This window comes from Nostoc sp. ChiSLP03a (genome assembly GCF_034531215.2).
In the GTDB taxonomy this organism is placed as follows: Bacteria; Cyanobacteriota; Cyanobacteriia; order Cyanobacteriales; family Nostocaceae; genus Nostoc.
In genome coordinates this window covers 60,875-79,569 of sequence record NZ_JAVRBQ020000068.1, presented here as the reverse complement: position 1 = coordinate 79,569, position 18,695 = coordinate 60,875, and the positions used below count along the sequence as shown (strand labels likewise).

The window sequence follows — 18,695 nt, the reverse complement described above, 5'->3', positions numbered from 1 at the left end:
TAATTTGTAACTTTGATCGGAGGTCAGATATGGAATTTAGAGATGCTATCTTGTTGTTACATCCAGCGATCGCTGTACTAGTAGTATTTCCTTTAATTGGCGTCATTGTCAACCGCGCTTTACAAGTCCGTCAACGCCGATTGCAAACTTTAGCTATAGGTAAGAGTAAAATTCCCGCCACTGTAGGACAAGAGCATACCCAGTTGGGTCGCTGGCTAACGGGAGCAGTTGTAGGTCTTGTTTTAATAGCGTTTGCCTACGATATTTTTGGTAATATTTTAGAAAATCAAGTTTGGATGAAAGCACCATTTAAGGTAGTCTTTCTCGGATTATTGTTTGTGGCTGCGATCGCTTCTCTGTATTTCCTCTATCAGGCAAAACAGAAAAACTGGCGTGCTATATTTGCAACCCTCACAGGAATGGCATTAGTGGTGCTTGGATGTCAAGATGGCATCTACCGCAAAACTGACCAATGGTATATCTCCCACTATTATTATGGGCTAGCCTCTGCTCTGCTGATGATTATTTCACTCTCCATTTTGCCAGAAATTTATAAAGATAAGACCAATCGTTGGCGCAAGGTTCACATTACTATTAGTTCTCTTGCTCTATTACTATTTATCGGGCAGGGGATAACAGGAACGCGCTCATTGTTAGAAGTTCCACTTACTTGGCAAGAACGCTATATCAATATGCTTTATGAGCACAAATGTGATACTAAACCTTGTACAATCCAGCCACTATCTCTACCTAAAAATCAATAATGAATAGAACTCACAATATTTTCAATCCCCTACACAAAACTAAAAGTGAAGCAACTACAAAGATTTGGATAAATCTCGATCCTTTTTCACTGCAATTACGTTTAACCATTGGTATTGCTACATTTTCAACTTTAATATTAGGTAGTTTTGCTGCATGGATTAGTTGGAAAATGCAGCAAATTTTGATTGATAGTCGTAAGCATGATATAGAACAAATCGCTAAACGTTTGCCGCACGATGTGCAACTTTATAGTGAAATGATGCAACCTGAAACTGGATTGCAAAAGGCTATTAACAACTTGGCAAGTACCAATATACTTTTATGGGTAAAAAGTCCTGATAATAAAATTTTGATAAAATCTGCTAATTTTGATTTGTTATCTGACTCTACTGTGAGTGAGTTAATGTCCCTTAGTAATATGCAGATTAAAGCACAAATTTATCAAGTTAATCAAAGCTACTTTGTTATGAGTAGTAGTTCTTTGCAAGTGCAGGGTCAGTCTCTGGGTAAGCTATTTGTCGTACATGATATTACTCGCGAACAGACAATGTTTATGGTAATGCTGCGGAATTTGAATGTTAGCAGTATTTTGGCAATTATTTTAATAATAACTATAAGTGCATTTTATATTAAGCGTTCTCTACAACCACTGCGCCAGCTAAGTCAGATGACTTCTGTCATTTCTATAGAAGATTTAGGACAAGCACAACTATATGTTGATAATGCACCCAGCGAAGTCAAAGAATTAGCTCAAACTTTAACCATGTTGTTATCGCGCCTCTCGCAATCTTGGCAGCAAGAACGAGAATTTGTGAGTAATGTTTCTCACGAATTACGTACACCATTAACGATTGTACATGGTTACTTACAAAGCGTATTGCGACGGCAGAATAACTTAACCGAAATTCAACAAGAAGCTTTAGAAACTGCTGCCTCAGAAGCCGAGCGTACCATTCGCTTGCTGCAAGATTTACTTGATTTAGCACGAGCAGATAGTGGTTATTTGAATTTTCAGATGAAATCTTATGTGTTGAATGACTTAGTTGAAGAAGTTGTGGTAATGGCACAAAAATATAGCGATCGCTTAATTACAATCGAATCAACAACTTATCCCATCGAAGTTAAAATAGACTACAGCCGTTTTAAACAAATATTGCTCAATTTGATTGATAACGCTATTAAATATTCTGAAGCTAGCATGCCGATAATTTTAAAGTTAAATCAGTTTCATGACAAAGCGATTATTCAAGTTTGTGACAAAGGTTATGGTATTCCTTTACAACACCAAACACGGATTTTCGAGCGATTTTACCGCGTAGATGAATCCCGCTCTCATGCGACTGGCGGCTGTGGTTTGGGTTTATCCATTGTTAAAACACTTGTAGAGGGTATGGGTGGTAGTGTATCTGTGCAATCAAAATTAGCAGAAGGGAGTGTGTTTACCATCACTCTACTTACATAGCTAGTCAAAGTCAGGTTAAAGTAAACACTTTGATTGTCACCCTGTACACTTTAAAATCATAAATATGACAGCAAATATCCTCTTGGTTGAAGATGAAGTTAAACTGGCGCGATTTGTCGAACTAGAACTAAGTAGCGAAGGTTACAATATAAGCGTGGCACATGATGGCATCGCTGGTTTAACGTTAGCACGGGAGTTATCGCCAGATTTAGTCATTCTTGATTGGATGCTTCCAGGGCTGTCAGGCTTGGAAATCTGTCGTAGATTGAGGGCAACTGGTATCTCAATACCAGTAATTTTACTGACAGCAAAAGATGAAGTTAACGATCGCGTGGCAGGTTTGGATGCAGGAGCTGATGATTATGTAGTCAAACCATTTAGTATAGAGGAACTGCTAGCTAGAATCCGCGCTCATCTACGCCGCACTCAAGAAACAGATCGCGATATTTTTCAGTTTGAAGACTTGAGTTTAAATCACCGGACTCGCCAAGTTTACCGGGGTAAGCGGGCAATTGAGTTAACCGCTAAAGAGTTCGATTTATTGGAATATATACTCTCACATCCCCGTCAGGTATTTACTAAAGACCAAATTCTACAAAAAGTTTGGGGTTACGACTTTATGGGTAATTCCAATATCATCGAAGTATACATCCGCTACTTGCGTCTAAAACTAGAGGAAAATAATGAAAAACGCTTGATTCATACGGTGCGCGGTGTGGGCTATGTACTTCGGGAATAGTAAATTGATACTATATAACATTGTTTTAATTATCACCGAAAAACTTTATGATTCTTGAGGCAGTTATGCTTCATGTTAAACCTGGTTTGGAATCAGATTTTGAAGCTGCTTTCAAAAAAGCTTCTAATTTTATTTCCTCAATGGACGGATATTTATCTCATGAATTGCATAAATGTATAGAAGTTCAAGGTAAATATTTATTACTTGTCAAATGGGAAACTTTAGAATCTCATACTGTTGGATTTAGAAATTCTGCTGAGTATCAAGAGTGGAAAAAACTTCTGCATCATTTTTATGAACCATTTCCCACTGTTGAACACTTTGAAGAAATTAAAATATGAAAAACAAGAACCCCGACTTCTCTAATAAGCCGGGGTTCTGCGATTGTATCACTCGACTCGTTGCAACTGCGCTACTCTTGGGTCAACAATTTTTTGTCCCAAGCTGGAAAATTTAATTGCTACAGACATCTTATTACCCGTTCCGAAAACATGAGTGATTTCACCAAGACCAAAAGTTTTGTGTAATACTCGATCGCCTACTTGCCAATTCTGCTTCGTGTCTTGCTTTCCATTGGGAGTAGAGGCACTTTTAGTATAACTTTGACGACTTAGACGTTGAGTAGTTAATAATTCTTCTGGTAATTCGTCGAGAAATTGCGATCGCACCGCAGGTTCGCGAGAACCATACAAACGGCGTTCCCGCGCGTGTGATAAATACAACCTTTCTTGGGCGCGAGTAATCCCTACATAACACAAGCGGCGTTCTTCTTCCAAAGATGCGGGATCGCTGAGGGAACGAAAGCCGGGAAATAGCCCCTGTTCTAATCCCACCAAAAATACTACGGGAAATTCCAAACCTTTGGAAGCGTGCAAAGTCATCAAAGAAACGGCTGTCTGGCCTTCTTTTAAGTTATCCAAATCGGAACTGAGGGCGGCACTATTGAGAAAGTCTCGCAGGGAAATTTCTTCGTTTTCTTCTTGAAATTGCAGTGCAGCGTTATAAAGTTCCTGAACGTTTTGTACCCGATCTGTGGCTTCATCTGTGCCTTGATTCATCAAGTCTTGAACGTAACCAGAATCTTCTAATATTCCTTGCAAAACCTCTGTCACTGGAAGCGTAGCAACTTGTCCTTGCCAACGGCTAATCATTGCAGCAAAGTTATTTACAGCTTTTGCCGCCCGTCCAGCTAATGTATTAACTGATGTTTCATCGCTAAGTATTTCCCACAAAGTTGTCCCTAGTTGCCCAGAGGCGTTTACCAAAGCGTCAATAGTGGTTTTGCCAATTCCTCGCCGGGGAGTATTAATAACTCGTAATAAACTGACTGTATCAGCTGGGTTAGCGATCGCTCTTAAATAAGCAACTACATCTTTAATTTCTTTGCGATCGTAAAACCTCATTCCCCCCACAACTGTGTAAGGAATTTGATATTTCACTAACAATTCTTCAAAGGGACGAGATTGGGCATTTGTCCGATAAAGTATGGCAAAACTACCCCAGTTTAACTCTGGATTTTGGTTTTTTAAAGTGCTAATTTGATTAATTACAAATGCCGCTTCTGCAAGTTCTTCATCGGCTTTGTGATAAGTAATTTGTTCGCCCGATCCTCGCGTTGCTTTCAGGACTTTATCAATCCGTTGGGTGTTATTTTCAATCAGTTCATTAGCCGCTTGCAGAATATTTTCACAAGAACGATAGTTTTCTTCTAGCTTAACCATCGTTCGGGTGTCATCATCTACCAAACCATCGCCAAAGTCTTCCTGAAATCCTAGCAAGATGGTGAAATCTGCCATCCGAAAGCTGTAAATTGATTGGTCTGCATCGCCAACAACGAAAACTGAGCGATTTTCCCATTCCCATTCGCTCTTTTTGGTTTCGCCATTAGTAACTAATAAATTAATCAGTTGATACTGAGTGCGGTTAGTATCTTGGTATTCATCTACGAGGATATGACGAAACTTGCGATGCCAGTAACCCAATACTTGCTCGTTTTGTTGAAATAATCTTGTAGGGACAAGAATCAGATCGTCAAAGTCAAGAGCGTTGTTTTGTGCTAATTTATCTTGATATAAATTGTAAACTTGGGCAATTACCCGTCCGCGATAATTAGGTTGATCTCGCTCAAATTCTTGGGGTGATAAACCTTGGTTCTTAGCGTTACTAATAGCGTAACGAACAGAACGGGCATCAAACTTTTTATCATCTAAATTTAGCTCTTTATTAACGATTTCTTTGATTAGACTGATTACATCTGATTCATCAAAAATAGAAAAATTGCGATTCCACTTGCGTCCTTTTTCGTCTACGTATTTTTCAATATCAAAGCGGAGAATGCGAGAAAATAGACTGTGGAAAGTGCCACACCACAAATCTTTGATCGTATCTTTGTAAACTTGCGATCGCAGTAGCGTTTGTTGGTATTCTGTCAACAAATCCAATCGCTGACCGTGTTGTTTCATCGCCAGTTGTTCGGCAAACAGCCGTTGAATCCGTTCTTTCATCTCCCGCGCGGCTTTATTCGTAAAAGTAACCGCCAAGATATTTTCTGGATCGACACGGTGTTTCAGAATTAGATTTGCAATGCGATAAGTCAGCGCTCGTGTTTTACCGGAACCTGCGCCAGCAACAACTAGCAACGGGCCGCAGTAGTGTTCGACAGCTTGACGTTGGCTGGGGTTAAGGTGACTGAGAAAGTCGATGGTTGTTGTCATAGATGTGAAAAAGCGATGTCTCCGACGGTCACTGAGCGCAGCCGAAGTGCGGGCTACGCCTACGCCTGGGGTCACATCAATAGAAAGTCGCTATTGCCCAGATTACAACATCCTAACGAAACTTGGTCAACAAAGATTGTGTGGCAATCTTCTTAACCAGAATGGTACTGTATCATGATTTATGTAGAAGTAAGAAAAAGCTATGCTGTCAGTCAAAGGCACATTCCAAAACGGTGTAGTTCATCCTAACGAACCAATTGAAGGGCACGAGGGGCAGTCAGTTATAATTGTGTTTGTCGAAGAAAACCGCACACCTGGCCCAGCAACGCCAGAAGACTCAGATTGGGATAAGCTGAGGCAGTTGATTAAAAATTGTGCAGTTGATACAGATATTAGCGATTTGGCACAGCAGCATGACCATTATCTCTATGGAATGCCAAAGCGAGAATCATAACCTTAACGAAAGTTTTTGTAGATACAGCTGCCTGGATTGCTCTTCTTAATGTTAGGGATAATCTTCATCACCAGGCAAATGAGGTAATGGATAGACTTCTGCGCTTAGAAACGCCTTTAGTGACAACAGAATTTGTACTATTGGAGGTTGCAGATGCTCTGTGTACACCAGTTAGCCGTATTCAGACAGTTGCTTTCATCAACAGTTTGAGAGTTTTAAAAAGTGTGCAAATCATTCCTTTCGACCAAAAATTGCTGGATGAAGGTTGGATGTTATATAGCCAGCGTCCTGATAAAGATTGGGGACTAACTGACTGTATTAGCTTTGCGGTGATGACACAGGAGGGGATTACTCAAGCCTTTACATCTGATCGACATTTTGAGCAAGCAGGATTTACAAAACTGTTGTAAATCAAAAAATTCTGGGATTTAGACAAAGTTTGTGTTGTGGGAATTCATAATTGCCATGACAATACGTTAATTTTTCTACGTAGAAAACTTAGCCACTAGTTATTCCGGCGCGTTGTGTCGTAAAATCAGCCACGGGGAATCAAACATCAAAACATCGCGAGCAAGCTCTAACTTGTTCTGTTGTCAACAGTAGGGGCAATTAAATTAATAAATTGCCCCAATACGTTTTCGTGGGGACATAACAATGTTTCCTAGACCGTGGTTTATTTGCTTGAAAAACACTGTAATACCTAACTGAAAGTATAGTCACCAATAAGACTATTCACTCTTTGAGTACCCAATTGACATTAGGTAACAATACCAGATACATCATCATTGAACCGTTAAATTTTTAAAGATGAAAAATTTCTTGAATTGCAGGTTTCACAAGTATAAAGAGGGGTGGATATGGATTTTAGCTTAATTGTATCCAACATTTTGAATCCGCCAATTCTGTTTTTCTTTTTAGGCATGACTGCTATTTTTGTCAAGTCTGATTTAGAAATTCCCCCACCAGTACCCAAACTTCTTTCGTTGTATTTGCTGTTTGCAATTGGTTTTAAAGGAGGGGTAGAACTAATCAAAAGCGGACTGAATCAGGAAGTAATTTTAACACTCCTGGCAGCAATGTTGATGGCTTGTGTTGTTCCAATTTACACCTTTTTTATCCTGAAGTGGAAACTGGATACTTACGATGCTGCGGCGATCGCAGCAACCTATGGTTCTATCAGTGCCGTCACTTTCATCACTGCTGGTGCTTTTCTCACAGAGCTTGGTATTCAGTATGATGGTTACATGGTAGCAGCTCTGGCCCTGATGGAATCTCCGGCGATCATTGTAGGTCTGATCTTGGTAAGTATATTCACCGCTGATGAAAAGCGAGAGTTTGCTTGGTCGGAAGTTTTGCAAGAAGCATTTCTTAATAGTTCAGTTTTTCTACTAGTCGGTAGCCTCTTAATCGGTGTCTTGACAGGAGAACGTGGTTGGCACGTATTAGAACCCTTTGCTCAAGGATTGTTTTATGGCATTCTCACCTTCTTTTTACTAGATATGGGACTAGTGGCTGCCAGAAGAATTAAAGACTTGCAAAAAACCGGAGTTTTCCTGATTTTATTTGCCATACTAATTCCAATACTCAATGCAGGCATTGGATTAGCGATCGCCAAATTCATCGGTATGCCTCGCGGAGATTCGCTGTTGTTCGCTGTATTGTGTGCCAGTGCTTCTTACATCGCTGTCCCTGCGGCTATGCGGATGACTGTTCCCGAAGCAAATCCCAGCCTGTATGTTTCAACCGCTTTAGCAGTAACATTCCCGTTCAATATTATTGTGGGAATTCCGTTATATCTCTACGGAATTAACCTATTTTGGAGGTAATAATATGCACGTAGTTAAAAAGATAGAAATTATCGCTAACTCCTTTGAGCTTGCCAAAATTTTAGATAATTTAGACAAGTCGGGTGTACATAACCATGCCGTAATCCGAAATGTTGTTGGTAAAGGATTACGAGGAACGACAGAAGATTTAGACATGACCATGCTTGATAATGTTTACATCCTCGCGTTTTGTATGCCAGAACAACTCAAGCGTGTTGTCGAAAATATCAAACCAGTCCTTAATAAGTTCGGAGGTACTTGTTACGTTTCCGATGTCATGGAGATTCGCTCTGTCAGATGTGTTGCGTCAATGTAAAAAAGTTATAAATCAATGAAGCATTTCATAGAACGTCGTGAGTTTTTGAAGTTAGGAATGACCGGGGCGTTTGGGATGATGCTATCTGCCAGCGATTTACTTTGGCGGGTAGAACAGGCTAAAGCTGCCGAAATTCCCTCAACTTCCCCTGAATCTCTCAGTCCCGATGCAGCATTGCAAAAGCTGATTGATGGAAATCAGCGCTTTGTCGCTCATCATCCCCAATACCCCGATCAATCTGAGCTGCGGCTGCACGAAGTTGCTCAAGCTCAACATCCATTTGCAACTATTCTTAGTTGTGCGGATTCACGAGTACCCGCAGAAATTGTTTTCGATCAAGGCATTGGAGACATTTTTGATGTTCGAATTGCCGGAAATATTGCCACACATGAAGCGATCGGCAGTATTGAATATGCAGTTGTCTTATTAGGTTCTCCACTGCTGATGGTGATGGGTCATGAGCGTTGTGGCGCAGTAACCGCAGCTGTCCAAAACGAATCGTTACTCGGTGATATTAGTACTTTTGTGAAGGCAATTAAGCCAGCAGTGGAAAAGGTCAAGAGTCAGCCGGGTGACGCGGTTGAAAACGCTGTAGTGGCAAATGTGCAATATCAAATCGAACGATTGAAGCGCTCAAAGCTTTTAACTGAGCAGGTGGAATCAGGCAAATTGAAAATTGTCGGAGGACGTTACGACTTGGATACAGGAAGGGTGAGTATCATTACTTAATTCAGGGGATGAGGGGGTAGGGGGGCAGAGAGGCAGGGGAGCAGGGGAGCAGGGGGAGAATAACTCTAACTCATTACTCATTACTCATTACTCAGCACTCCTAACGCCCAATGCCCCATTCAATCCTGCACAGTCATTGGCAGACGAATAGTGAAAGTAGAACCAATTCCTGGCTGACTTTTGACAATAATTTCACCACCCATCATTTGACAAAAGTGGCGGCTAATTGCCAAACCCAGTCCTGTACCTCCATACTTTTTCGTCGTTGAAGTATCACCTTGGGTAAAAGGTTGAAATAACTGCTGCTGTTGACGGTTAGACATACCGATACCGGTGTCGGTAACGGTGAAAATAATGCTGCCCAAAGGAGCCTCCGGTCGGAATTCATCCTTTTCTCTGTTGACTGTCAATGTCACCTTGCCGTTTGTAGTGAATTTACTGGCGTTGCTGAGTAAGTTTAACAATACCTGCCGCATCCTAGTTTGATCGGCGTACATTGTGCCAAGTTGCTCATCAAAATTTACTTCTAAAACATTGGCATTTTTTTCTATAGCTGGTTTGACTGTGAGAACAACATTATGAATTAGCGTTGCAATCTCGAATGTCTCAGGATACAGGGTCATTTTCCCTGCTTCAATTTTTGACAAGTCAAGGATTTCGTTAATCAAGTGCAGTAGATGCTTACCGGCAGCGTTAATTGTTTCTAAGTCGGTGATAAAGTCTGGCGATAAACCAAGATCCGTAGCGTCGTCTTCTAGTAGTTGGCTTAAGCCAATAACAGCATTTAACGGTGTGCGTAATTCGTGGCTGACATTGGCCAAAAATATGCTTTTTGCTTTGCTAGCAGCTTCGGCTAATTCTTTAGCTTGTTGTAGTTCTTTTGTTCGCTCAGATACGCGCTCAATCAGACGATTTAGAGATTTGGCGAGTAGGCCAATTTCATCTTCAGTGGTAACAGGCGCTCGCAAATCAAAATTATGTTTCCTGGCAACTTGTTCGGCTACTTGGGTTACAGTGATCACTGGTTCAGCGATCGCTCGACTAGTACGCCAAGCTACAATGGCTGCGATCGCTACCGAAACCAGCATACTCACGATCACGATCAATCGCTCAACTATTCTCGCCTGCTCAACGGCATTTTGCCTTTCTTGCTCTTGATCTTGGGCTGTTTGCAGGATGTTAGTCAAGCTTTGAGAAAGCTGGTCTAGCTGCATGGCTGTTTCACCACGCATTATTGTTAATAACTGCGATCGGGCCGAAGAAATCTTCTGAGGCTGCACTTTTGAAGAGTCAATTTTCTGTAAGACGACCTCGATTTGGTCAACGTAGGATTTTAAATTAGTCTTATAATTCAGCAATAAGGTCTGCAAAGTCGAACTTGTTGCTGCTAGTCTTTTAGGTTTACTATCGAGAAATCCGCCAATTTTTGACTCTAGTTGCTTGGCTTTTTCAACATTCTTCAGAAAATCAGCTTTTTTGCTTTGCAGTTGTTGTGAATTTTCTAATACAGCAACTAGGTTATAACTATGTAATTGCGCCCCTACTACTGCATCTTTATAATTACTCAGTAGTTGTCCTTGTTCATAAGCTTGATTGAATTGTCTAACTTCCCTTCCTCGGTAGTAATTAGCAATCACTAACCCAGTCAGTGAGCCAAAAAAGCCAATTCCAATAGCTACAAAGTATCCATAACCAATTTTTTGATGGATACGCCAAGAACTAGCTTTGAGTTTCCCTCGTGAAGGAAATTCTATAGTTGGGAATTCGTCTGTCGATGGCTCTTCGGCTGACACTTTTTTGCTTTCTGAACTGCTGTAGATAGGGGTTGGCTTTTGAGTCGGCATTTCTCAAACCTCCTTGCCTTCCCGCAAAAATAATCAAATTAGTCTAGATTGTCAAAATACCTTAATTAGTCATTAACATCTACATTATCTTCTTTTATCGCAAGAGCAAATCATTGCTTGCTAGATAATTAGTACCACCTTAACTTATATAAGTAAATTTTCCAACTACCAACCTAAGTATAATTACTGTTTTAAGATAACTTACTTTTTTTAGGATCGACGATATAGTTTCCTCCACCAAAGACCAACCTGAGAGCGTCTTCTCCTGACTACACTACTTTCCACAATATGCGGTTGATAGCAAGCAATGAGTTCTTGCGATCGCCTACGCGATTACTCTACCTTATTGCTTCCTTAGAAAATTAATACAATCAGGAAAAAAACAAAAGGTTTGATACTTATTGGAAATTGGGCATGAAGAAGAGACAAGGTAGACAAAGAAGAGGGGGAAGACTTGGGAGAGATTTGTTCAATAATTCCCCCTTGTCTCCCTTGTCCCCCTTGTCCCCAAGTCTTCCCATATCCTGGCACACATATCATAAAACAGGTTAAAAGTCTAGTCTATATGAACGCGCAAAAATTTTTATTACGTATTAATATCAATACGAATGCGTGAATTGACGAACGCGGCTTAAGATAGCTTTAATATCGGATAAAATCGGCTTCTAGGCTTATATAAATGAGTAGTGGAGTGATTTTTGCATAATTTGTACTTAGATTTAGTACGATTATGAGCAAATGACACGCAATGGGATAATCACAACCTGAGGATTCCAGTTGATTCCAAAAATAAAACTCAGGAAGTTGATTATAATACATCCTGCTGCCTTCTGAGTTCTATCCTCCTACTGACTGTCTATCTTGTAGTTGATGCAGTAGATAGTATGGGGCAACTATGGTTATAGGACACTAAAATCTTTTTGTGCCTTTCACCAAATTGTACTGATTCACAAGTACATTACCTAATCAACAATCTTTTGGTTGTAATTATCCAGATTAGAAAAACTCAACTGTCAAATTAATAGGAGTGAAAATGCCAGAACAAGAATTTACCGAAACCCCATCTAAAGAGACTACAGTGGCAGAGATCAACAGCCAAACAGGAACCATCACCAAACTCCAGCCTCCGGCACAGTCTCAAGACGAATGGCTAAAATACGGGGAGCAAATTTCTACCTTTTTAGCAACATTACCAGATTATGTGGGAAGCTTCTTTAATCAATATAAGCAACCCCTGGTAACAGTTGGCTTGATTGTAGGATCAATTGTTGCCGTTAAAGTACTCTTGGCAATATTAGATGCTTTGAATGATATCCCTTTGGTAGCACCTACTTTTGAGTTGATCGGTATTGGTTACTCTGCCTGGTTTGTTTACCGTTATTTACTCAAAGCCTCAACCAGGAAAGAGTTAACGAGTGAAATCACCACTCTTAAATCACAAGTTGTCGGCAAACAAATTCCAGAAGCTTAATATCTAATTATCAAGGAAGGCAGTTCTTGCTGGAGGAAAACTGCCCGGTTGTTGAGCGTAGTCGAAACACTGTTTCTTGCCGTGAGCAAACGGGTCTTGGGTTTAAGACCACCACAAAACAAGAAAATTTGGGGCTGCTTATTAAGGAGGGGTCTGAATCCCCTTCTTAATAAAACCTCCAGCATAGCTGCCTACTTCAACGCTTCTCTATGAGACGCTACGCGTAGCTTGCTCTTTGTAGAAGTACGCTCTAATTCCAAATCCCCGAAGACTGGACGCCGGAAGTCGGTGTCCAGTCTTTTCTCAAAGTTGCTGACCAAATCTTTAACAGTTTGTAATATTAAGACTACACCCATAACGCTAGTAGCCGTAGAAGTTGCTTCCTGCGATCCTTGGTTTAATTACGAATTAGTAATTATTGTTGAGGCGAACCTCCGGTGGGTAATTTAACTTTTGGGTTTGGTTTTGGAGTCTGTGGAAGTTCTGGAGATATTTTGGGCGATGCCTGCGCCGGGCTATCCCTACGCACTATATTCGGAGATGTAATTGCCGCCAGTTTGCCCCGTTTGACTAAAGCTTGATGAATCATCGCCGCCACTTCCGCCCGACTAGCTACTTTGTTGGGATCGAGGACTTGGGGATTTGGGTAGTTAACTACCAGACCATTAGTTGTAGCGGCAGCGATTTTGCCGATAGCATAAGGTGGAATATCTTTAGCATCTTTATAGAAACTGATAATCTGATTTGGGGAAGTGGGTGCTTTCAAATTCAACCCGCTAACAAGGGCAACTAAAACTTGCACTCGTGAAATATTTTGTTGTGGTTTGAAGGTTTTTTTCGGGTAGCCCTTGAGAAAACCCGCACTGATGGCTTGGTCAATTGCTGAAGTTGCCCAGAATTTTGTTGGTACATCTTGAAATGCGATCGCAGTCTTAGACGGTTCTTGGTCAAAAGCTTTTTCTAGTATGGCAGCAAATTCAGCGCGGTTTACAGGCTGATTTGGTCTAAAAGAATAATCAGGAAATCCTTTGAGAATCCCACGGGCAGAAAGAACGTCTATAAAACGCCTACCCCAAAAGTCATTAAGCACATCGTTAAATGCAATTGGCGGCGGAATGATTGATTTTGGTTTTGCCGGAGTTACTAAAGGCAACGCTGATGATTTGAGTGATGACTCAAGTTCTGTTGCAGGAGATATAGGTCTTTGTGGTTGTGGGGATTGAGTTGGGATTACCAGAATAGATGGTAACATTGCGCGGTAAGGAGTTGCGCTGTTAGTTGGGAATGAAGGTGTCTTGGGTTCAACAACAGCTTCAGGTGAAGAATAGGGCAAAACGTTGTTGGGGACTGTATAAGGTTCTACCTTGGCAGTAGGAGAGGGCAATACTTGATTTGGTTGAACGCTAGGAGATGGAGTAGAGGAAGGCAACAGCAGTCCGTTTAAGTTCCAGCTAGAATCTCTGCGGGACAATGACCAAAAAAGAATCGCTCCGATAGTGGTGAAGGCAACCAAAATGGCTATAAATTCATCAAAGCCAAGGGCAGTTTTTGGGGATGACTCCGGTTCGGAAGGAGGTCTATTTGTCATCGTGATTACCCTGGTAGCAGTAAAATTTGTGTCTAAACAAATTAAGCCACAGATGACTCTTTTACACCAGCCCTTTTTTAATTCGTAATGACGCTCCTGCGTCGCTAACGCTACGCTAACGTAATTCGTAGTTTGTAGTACGGTATTAGATTTCTGGTTCAATGCCAAGCGATCGCAATTGGGCAGCTAGGCGATCGGCTCTTTGGGATTCTTGTTCGGCTCTTTCATCGCCACTCAACAACAAATTCCCTTGTAAATCCCACCAACGCAACCAGGGTAATTCCACATTCTGATATTTTCCCTGCCATAAGCCTAATTCAACACCCAAAGCAACTATAGGATAATGTCCTCGTTCATTTACTGGTAAAATCTGATACTGTCCTTCAATCAGATGATAAACTTCTAGGCTGGCTTTACTCGCTTCATAAATGCCGTAGAAGGCAGGACGAATCACCTGCTCATAAATCCAAAATTTACCCTTCAAAGGAGTTTTATCTCGTTCTTCACTACCGTCCCCAGAGACAAATTCTAAGACAATCAACGGGGCAATAAATTCTCGCCACATTACATAAGAACGTCGGGTTTGCCCATTGAGCAAAAATGGTACATTCGGGACATAAAACCAATCTGGTGCTTCTGCGCCTTTTTCAAGGGGATCGGTCAAGCGCCAGTAAATGCCTAAGTCCTGCCCTATACAGTATTCACCTTCAGGATTTAATTGCTTGAGGAGGGGTGTAATTGAGTCAGTTAGTAGGAGGCTTTGGGGATGCTCTTGCCAATTTTTCACAAACGTACCATTAGACTCAGGAAGCTGGGTATGATCGGGGAAGGGGAAAGGAGCGAGAGCGTTGAGTGGATCGGTTACAGAAGTCATAACGCTACCTTTGCACTTTTGGTAAAGGTTATTTTTAAGTTTAGCTTGCGTAGGCGTAGCCCGTCGTAGACATCGCTTTCTCAATATTCTCCACCCGGATTATAAATTGCACGCCAATTACTTCCAGTCGCCTGAGAAAGATTTTCTGCTTGATAGACCATTAGTTTTATTAGATACCTAAACTAAAACCGGATTTTGAGGGTGGCAGAATGTAAAATATTAACTTATTCTTTACCTGTCTTTGAAAAAATCAGGGTGTCTAGTGCCAGAAGAATTTAGTTGCCAAATCTCACCGCCATTTTTGTCTGAGGGTAGCGATCGCGATCTTGGTTTAGATTCAACCCTCCAAGAACTACCAATGTATAATTTCTCGGTGGAAATTAGCCACACCGGGATGGAAGTGGCTAGTTTTTTGGACAAATACCCCCTCCTACCAGGAGTAATTTTGGTAGAACAGGGACAGTTTATTGGGATGATTTCGCGGCGGCGACTACTAGAATTTTTGATTCGTCCATTCGGACAAGAGTTATTTGTTCAGCAACCATTAGCTGTTCTCTACAGCTATGTGCGGACACCGATGTTGCTAGTTACTGATACAACATCGATTTTAACAACAATGCAACTTAGCTTAAAGCGATCGCCAGAATTATTAGCAGAACCAATTGTCGTAGAAACGGAATCTGGTGCTTATAGATTGTTAGATGTTCAAGAATTGAATATTATTTCTTGGCAAATTCGGGGAATTGACAATCTGATTCGTTATGAACGCAGTCAAGCCCAAATGATTCAAAATGATAAAATGGCAAACTTGGGGCGTTTAGTAGACGGTGTAGCCCACGAAATTTTAGACCCAGTGGGTTTTATTTGGGGTAATATAATTTATGTTTCAAACTACAGTCAAGATTTACTCAAACTAATAGCAGCTTACGAGCAAGAGTTACCATCAGTTTCTCCGGCAATTAATCAGATTAAAGAAGAAATTGAATTTGATTTTTTAGAACAAGATTTATCGCGATCGCTTGCTAGTATTCGCACAGGAGCGGAAAGATTAAAAAAACTTGTTACTAGCTTGCAAAACTTCTGTCATATTGATGAACTTTTTCCCAAACCAGTAGATTTACACGCTTGTATAGATAGCATAATTTTATTAATTAATAGCCGTCTTCAAGGAGAAATTGAAATCGTCAAATACTACGGTCAATTACCCCCAGTGTATTGCTTTATGGGGCAATTTAACCAGGTTTTGATGAATATTTTAAGTGAAGTTGTGGATACTTTACTCAATGAAGCAGTGCGACAGCAGTTACATTTAGAAGAGACAAAGACTGTTCAAAAACCACGAATCGAGATTACCACAGAAGTGATATCACAAGAAGCAAGCAACCCAGATGCACCCGATTCTCGCTGGGTTTTAATTCGCATTGCTGACAATGGCTCTGGAATGTCTGAAGAATTACAACAGCAAATTACGGAGTCTTTTTCTCTGGAAACAAAGAATGGTAAAAATACTGGTTTAGCAGTAAGTTATCGAATTATCACTGTGAGACATGGCGGAAAATTAAATTTCCATTCACAGATTGGTATAGGTACAAAATTTGAAATATTGTTACCTTTGGTGTAAAAAAATATATTGATAAAAATGACTCATATATTAACAATTTTTTCAAATAAATAATTGCTCAAATACTGATTCTGAAATCAGCATGAGTTCGTGTTGAAGTTATTCTATTATAACTTTAAGATCCTTAGATAGTATTTAAGGTTTCCCAAAAGCTGCTTAATGCAGTTAAGGAACGCTGTCCTAAATACTTCCTGGTCTTGTTCTAATCATTGCTAAAATGTCATAAATATTTTTCATTTTATTGCCTATTTAGAAACTAATACCAATTTTTTATAAAGCTGCATAGAATTCGATCCCCCTAGCCCCCCTTATAAAGGGAGGAACCAGAAAAACATATCAAAGTCCCCCTTTTTAAAGGGGATTTAGGGGGATCTAGATATATGTAACTTCACATTAAATTGGTATAAAATACTTGATTTAGTGATATTTTACCCCGCAATATATCCCCAGCCCCACCTTTAAAAAAGCAGGGCTGTTTCATTTTCTCAACTGAGTTCTTTATTATTAAAATATCGTTTTTAGCAAACTTTCGCCACGTTGGTAAATTTCCCGTGCGTGATCAGTCCAAGCACCTTGTCCCCAATAACGAAAACAACTGGTTTGCAACAACAGGTTATGTAGAAGAACATTACGATAATGAGATTGTCTGGTTACAGATTCTGCTGAGTCAACTTGTTGTAATGGATCAAATTTCTGATGGAATAAACTGCTTAATTGATACATGGGAGACAATACGTTTTCATATCCTTTTACCCAACTGATATGATTTGTCCATGAGGCTCCATCTAAATGAAAATTAGAGTTTGTTTGCTTTAATTCTTGAATGGCATTCTCTACAGCTTCCGGTTGAATATTATCTAGTGAAACTCGCTGCCAAATTTGATGTTGTCCCACTGGCTGACAAGTTGGATAATCTTCAGGTGTGCATCCCGCTGCTTCGATTAATTCTAAATATTCTGTACCACACATTCCAACTACACCTGATTTTCCTCCGCCATTATTTACCATATCCCACCAAGCTTGTTTAAAAGCGCTAGGAAATTCATTCATCATCACGCCGCCATTTTCACCATCGCCAATTTGGCTAACTATTGGTGGTATAGACACATTACCAAGTTGTTGTTTTGATAATGTTTTAGCTTCATAATAAGGCTGCATCTGAGCAACTAATTTAGTATCAGAACCTTGGGTTTTAATTAAAGCTGTGATGCTAATTGTTTCGCCTTGAGAATTCCGAGCAATTAGACGATGTGGTAAATGTTTATGAGTGAGAGATTGGCCAGTAAGAGTTTCTACAGAATGTTCTTGAACAAGTAACCAGCGATATCCACATTCTTTTAGCGCTTTCACAAATTCAAAAAGAGCATCCGGGTGATTTGGTAGGTGCATTTCTGGCGGCGAAAATCCTTTGACTCGCGCTAGTGCTTCCCAGCCAAAAATTGCTGCAAAGTGATGTTGCCATGCAACGATATGTAATTTAATATCTGCTATGGGTGTGGAAGGAATAACTGCATGACCCCACATTGTACCCAGCCATTCTACATAAGGTTGATAAGTGCGATCGCAAGTAATCCGTTTGAGATTATCCAGCACATCACCGCGTCCCATTTGCCGCAGTCCCCACAGCAGATTACCGGAGTAATCTAACATTACACGCGGATTGCAACCTTGATTGACAAGTTCGGGGATCAAGTCACCCATGCGGCTGTAACAATGGGCAAAAGGATCTGCATTGTGGTTATCCCCTTGATGAGGATGTTCAAACATATATTGCAGATTGCCGATCAGTGTACCGCCATTTCCAGCAGGTATAGTTGGCTGGTGCATGTGCAAAGCGATCGCAAATACAGCATTTATATCTTCTAAGCGGATATTCGTGGTTGGTAAAAATACAGGCGCATCATGGTTAACCACAGAGAGAACCTCTGTTTCCCAACCAGAAATATTCGGCAAGCCATCAATGATTTCGGGCAAAGGAGTCAGGGTTGTGGGGAAGGAAAGCATTTCTGATTGCTCCGAAACAAGGTATGTCTAATTATGCGATCGCCCAGCAATTTCTGAACTGCAACTTTATTTATTGATGCAAACTGCGATCGCTTTGTAGTCCCGCAATATCTGTGTATTTCAACAGTTTTGATATCATACTTGTATAAAAAGCGCTAAAAGATAGACAGTAATTCTATTTAATTTTGTTGCTATAAGCGTACATTTGTACCTCCCTATAGTCGATTCATTATGTTGCAAATATTTTTGAAAATGGTATGATACAACTCAAAATTCAGAAATTCAAAT

At 40.5% G+C, this 18,695-nt stretch carries 16 protein-coding genes; 11 read left to right on the top strand and 5 right to left on the bottom strand.

Translation table 11 applies throughout. The features are described from left to right. The first annotated feature begins 29 nt into the window (after positions 1 to 29). The 4 genes from RMY32_RS11615 to RMY32_RS11600 all read left to right on the top strand — a co-directional run bounded on the left by RMY32_RS11615 (position 30) and on the right by RMY32_RS11600 (position 3,307). Positions 30 to 764 (top strand): DUF4079 domain-containing protein, encoded by a 735-nt coding sequence (locus RMY32_RS11615; RefSeq protein WP_322713757.1) that lies wholly within the window; start codon positions 30 to 32, stop codon positions 762 to 764. Further along, positions 764 to 2,227, top strand: a complete 1,464-nt coding sequence (locus RMY32_RS11610; RefSeq protein WP_322713756.1) for a sensor histidine kinase — start codon at positions 764 to 766, stop codon at positions 2,225 to 2,227. Before RMY32_RS11615 ends, RMY32_RS11610 begins: the two co-directional genes overlap by 1 nt. A 64-nt stretch (positions 2,228 to 2,291) precedes the next feature. Continuing rightward, positions 2,292 to 2,966, top strand: a complete 675-nt coding sequence (locus RMY32_RS11605; RefSeq protein ID WP_322713755.1) for a response regulator transcription factor — start codon at positions 2,292 to 2,294, stop codon at positions 2,964 to 2,966. A 47-nt stretch (positions 2,967 to 3,013) separates the two neighbouring features. Further along, positions 3,014 to 3,307: an antibiotic biosynthesis monooxygenase gene (locus tag RMY32_RS11600; protein ID WP_322713754.1), complete on the top strand. Its 294-nt coding sequence runs from the start codon at positions 3,014 to 3,016 to the stop codon at positions 3,305 to 3,307. A gap of 48 nt (positions 3,308 to 3,355) precedes the next feature. Here RMY32_RS11600 and pcrA read toward each other — a convergent pair whose 3' ends face one another. Then, positions 3,356 to 5,680: a DNA helicase PcrA gene (gene pcrA / locus RMY32_RS11595; RefSeq protein WP_322713753.1), complete on the bottom strand. Its 2,325-nt coding sequence runs from the start codon at positions 5,678 to 5,680 to the stop codon at positions 3,356 to 3,358. Between the two features lie 202 nt (positions 5,681 to 5,882). On the opposite strand from pcrA, the gene RMY32_RS11590 reads away from it, so the two are divergent. The 5 genes from RMY32_RS11590 (at position 5,883) to RMY32_RS11570 (ending at position 9,005) form a co-directional block, all read left to right on the top strand. Continuing rightward, positions 5,883 to 6,134 (top strand): hypothetical protein, encoded by a 252-nt coding sequence (locus RMY32_RS11590; protein WP_322713751.1) that lies wholly within the window; start codon positions 5,883 to 5,885, stop codon positions 6,132 to 6,134. Then, entirely contained in the window at positions 6,128 to 6,544 is a 417-nt protein-coding gene (locus RMY32_RS11585; RefSeq protein WP_322713778.1) for a type II toxin-antitoxin system VapC family toxin, read from the top strand. The genes RMY32_RS11590 and RMY32_RS11585 overlap by 7 nt, the downstream gene beginning before the upstream one ends. A gap of 447 nt (positions 6,545 to 6,991) precedes the next feature. Beyond that, complete coding sequence (locus RMY32_RS11580) at positions 6,992 to 7,960, top strand: sodium-dependent bicarbonate transport family permease (RefSeq protein WP_322713750.1); 969 nt, start codon at positions 6,992 to 6,994, stop codon at positions 7,958 to 7,960. Positions 7,961 to 7,964: 4 nt separating this feature from the next. Next, positions 7,965 to 8,276 (top strand): P-II family nitrogen regulator, encoded by a 312-nt coding sequence (locus RMY32_RS11575; RefSeq protein ID WP_322695628.1) that lies wholly within the window; start codon positions 7,965 to 7,967, stop codon positions 8,274 to 8,276. A gap of 15 nt (positions 8,277 to 8,291) precedes the next feature. Beyond that, on the top strand, positions 8,292 to 9,005 hold the full coding sequence (locus RMY32_RS11570) for a carbonic anhydrase (protein ID WP_322713749.1): 714 nt from the start codon (positions 8,292 to 8,294) through the stop codon (positions 9,003 to 9,005). A 119-nt stretch (positions 9,006 to 9,124) separates the two neighbouring features. On the opposite strand, the gene RMY32_RS11565 is transcribed toward RMY32_RS11570, so the two are convergent. Beyond that, positions 9,125 to 10,849 carry an ATP-binding protein gene (locus RMY32_RS11565; protein ID WP_322713748.1) on the bottom strand — a complete coding sequence of 575 codons (1,725 nt, stop codon included), beginning with the start codon at positions 10,847 to 10,849 and terminating at the stop codon, positions 9,125 to 9,127. A gap of 1,033 nt (positions 10,850 to 11,882) precedes the next feature. Here RMY32_RS11565 and RMY32_RS11560 point away from each other — a divergent pair. Further along, positions 11,883 to 12,320, top strand: a complete 438-nt coding sequence (locus RMY32_RS11560) for a CAAD domain-containing protein (protein ID WP_322695631.1) — start codon at positions 11,883 to 11,885, stop codon at positions 12,318 to 12,320. Between the two features lie 415 nt (positions 12,321 to 12,735). Here the strand turns inward: RMY32_RS11560 and RMY32_RS11555 are convergent, their stop codons facing one another. Together RMY32_RS11555 and RMY32_RS11550 are read right to left on the bottom strand one after the other, a co-directional pair. Next, positions 12,736 to 13,908, bottom strand: a complete 1,173-nt coding sequence (locus RMY32_RS11555; protein WP_322713747.1) for an S-layer homology domain-containing protein — start codon at positions 13,906 to 13,908, stop codon at positions 12,736 to 12,738. 145 nt (positions 13,909 to 14,053) lie between these two features. Beyond that, positions 14,054 to 14,782: a Uma2 family endonuclease gene (locus RMY32_RS11550; protein ID WP_322713746.1), complete on the bottom strand. Its 729-nt coding sequence runs from the start codon at positions 14,780 to 14,782 to the stop codon at positions 14,054 to 14,056. Between the two features lie 262 nt (positions 14,783 to 15,044). On the opposite strand from RMY32_RS11550, the gene RMY32_RS11545 reads away from it, so the two are divergent. After that, on the top strand, positions 15,045 to 16,403 hold the full coding sequence (locus tag RMY32_RS11545; RefSeq protein ID WP_322713745.1) for a sensor histidine kinase: 1,359 nt from the start codon (positions 15,045 to 15,047) through the stop codon (positions 16,401 to 16,403). Between the two features lie 504 nt (positions 16,404 to 16,907). On the opposite strand, the gene RMY32_RS11540 is transcribed toward RMY32_RS11545, so the two are convergent. After that, entirely contained in the window at positions 16,908 to 18,407 is a 1,500-nt protein-coding gene (locus RMY32_RS11540; RefSeq protein ID WP_322713744.1) for a glycosyl hydrolase family 57, read from the bottom strand. Positions 18,408 to 18,695 lie beyond the last annotated feature (288 nt).

What these genes read in the sequence shown, in the direction of transcription:
- RMY32_RS11615 (WP_322713757.1), top strand. Translation starts at nt 30, where the DNA reads ATGGAATTTAGAGATGCTATCTTGTTGTTACATCCAGCGATCGCTGTA.
- RMY32_RS11610 (WP_322713756.1), top strand. Translation starts at nt 764, where the DNA reads ATGAATAGAACTCACAATATTTTCAATCCCCTACACAAAACTAAAAGT.
- RMY32_RS11605 (WP_322713755.1), top strand. Translation starts at nt 2,292, where the DNA reads ATGACAGCAAATATCCTCTTGGTTGAAGATGAAGTTAAACTGGCGCGA.
- RMY32_RS11600 (WP_322713754.1), top strand. Translation starts at nt 3,014, where the DNA reads ATGATTCTTGAGGCAGTTATGCTTCATGTTAAACCTGGTTTGGAATCA.
- pcrA (WP_322713753.1), bottom strand. Translation starts at nt 5,680, where the DNA reads ATGACAACAACCATCGACTTTCTCAGTCACCTTAACCCCAGCCAACGT.
- RMY32_RS11590 (WP_322713751.1), top strand. Translation starts at nt 5,883, where the DNA reads ATGCTGTCAGTCAAAGGCACATTCCAAAACGGTGTAGTTCATCCTAAC.
- RMY32_RS11580 (WP_322713750.1), top strand. Translation starts at nt 6,992, where the DNA reads ATGGATTTTAGCTTAATTGTATCCAACATTTTGAATCCGCCAATTCTG.
- RMY32_RS11575 (WP_322695628.1), top strand. Translation starts at nt 7,965, where the DNA reads ATGCACGTAGTTAAAAAGATAGAAATTATCGCTAACTCCTTTGAGCTT.
- RMY32_RS11570 (WP_322713749.1), top strand. Translation starts at nt 8,292, where the DNA reads ATGAAGCATTTCATAGAACGTCGTGAGTTTTTGAAGTTAGGAATGACC.
- RMY32_RS11565 (WP_322713748.1), bottom strand. Translation starts at nt 10,849, where the DNA reads ATGCCGACTCAAAAGCCAACCCCTATCTACAGCAGTTCAGAAAGCAAA.
- RMY32_RS11560 (WP_322695631.1), top strand. Translation starts at nt 11,883, where the DNA reads ATGCCAGAACAAGAATTTACCGAAACCCCATCTAAAGAGACTACAGTG.
- RMY32_RS11555 (WP_322713747.1), bottom strand. Translation starts at nt 13,908, where the DNA reads ATGACAAATAGACCTCCTTCCGAACCGGAGTCATCCCCAAAAACTGCC.
- RMY32_RS11550 (WP_322713746.1), bottom strand. Translation starts at nt 14,782, where the DNA reads ATGACTTCTGTAACCGATCCACTCAACGCTCTCGCTCCTTTCCCCTTC.
- RMY32_RS11540 (WP_322713744.1), bottom strand. Translation starts at nt 18,407, where the DNA reads ATGCTTTCCTTCCCCACAACCCTGACTCCTTTGCCCGAAATCATTGAT.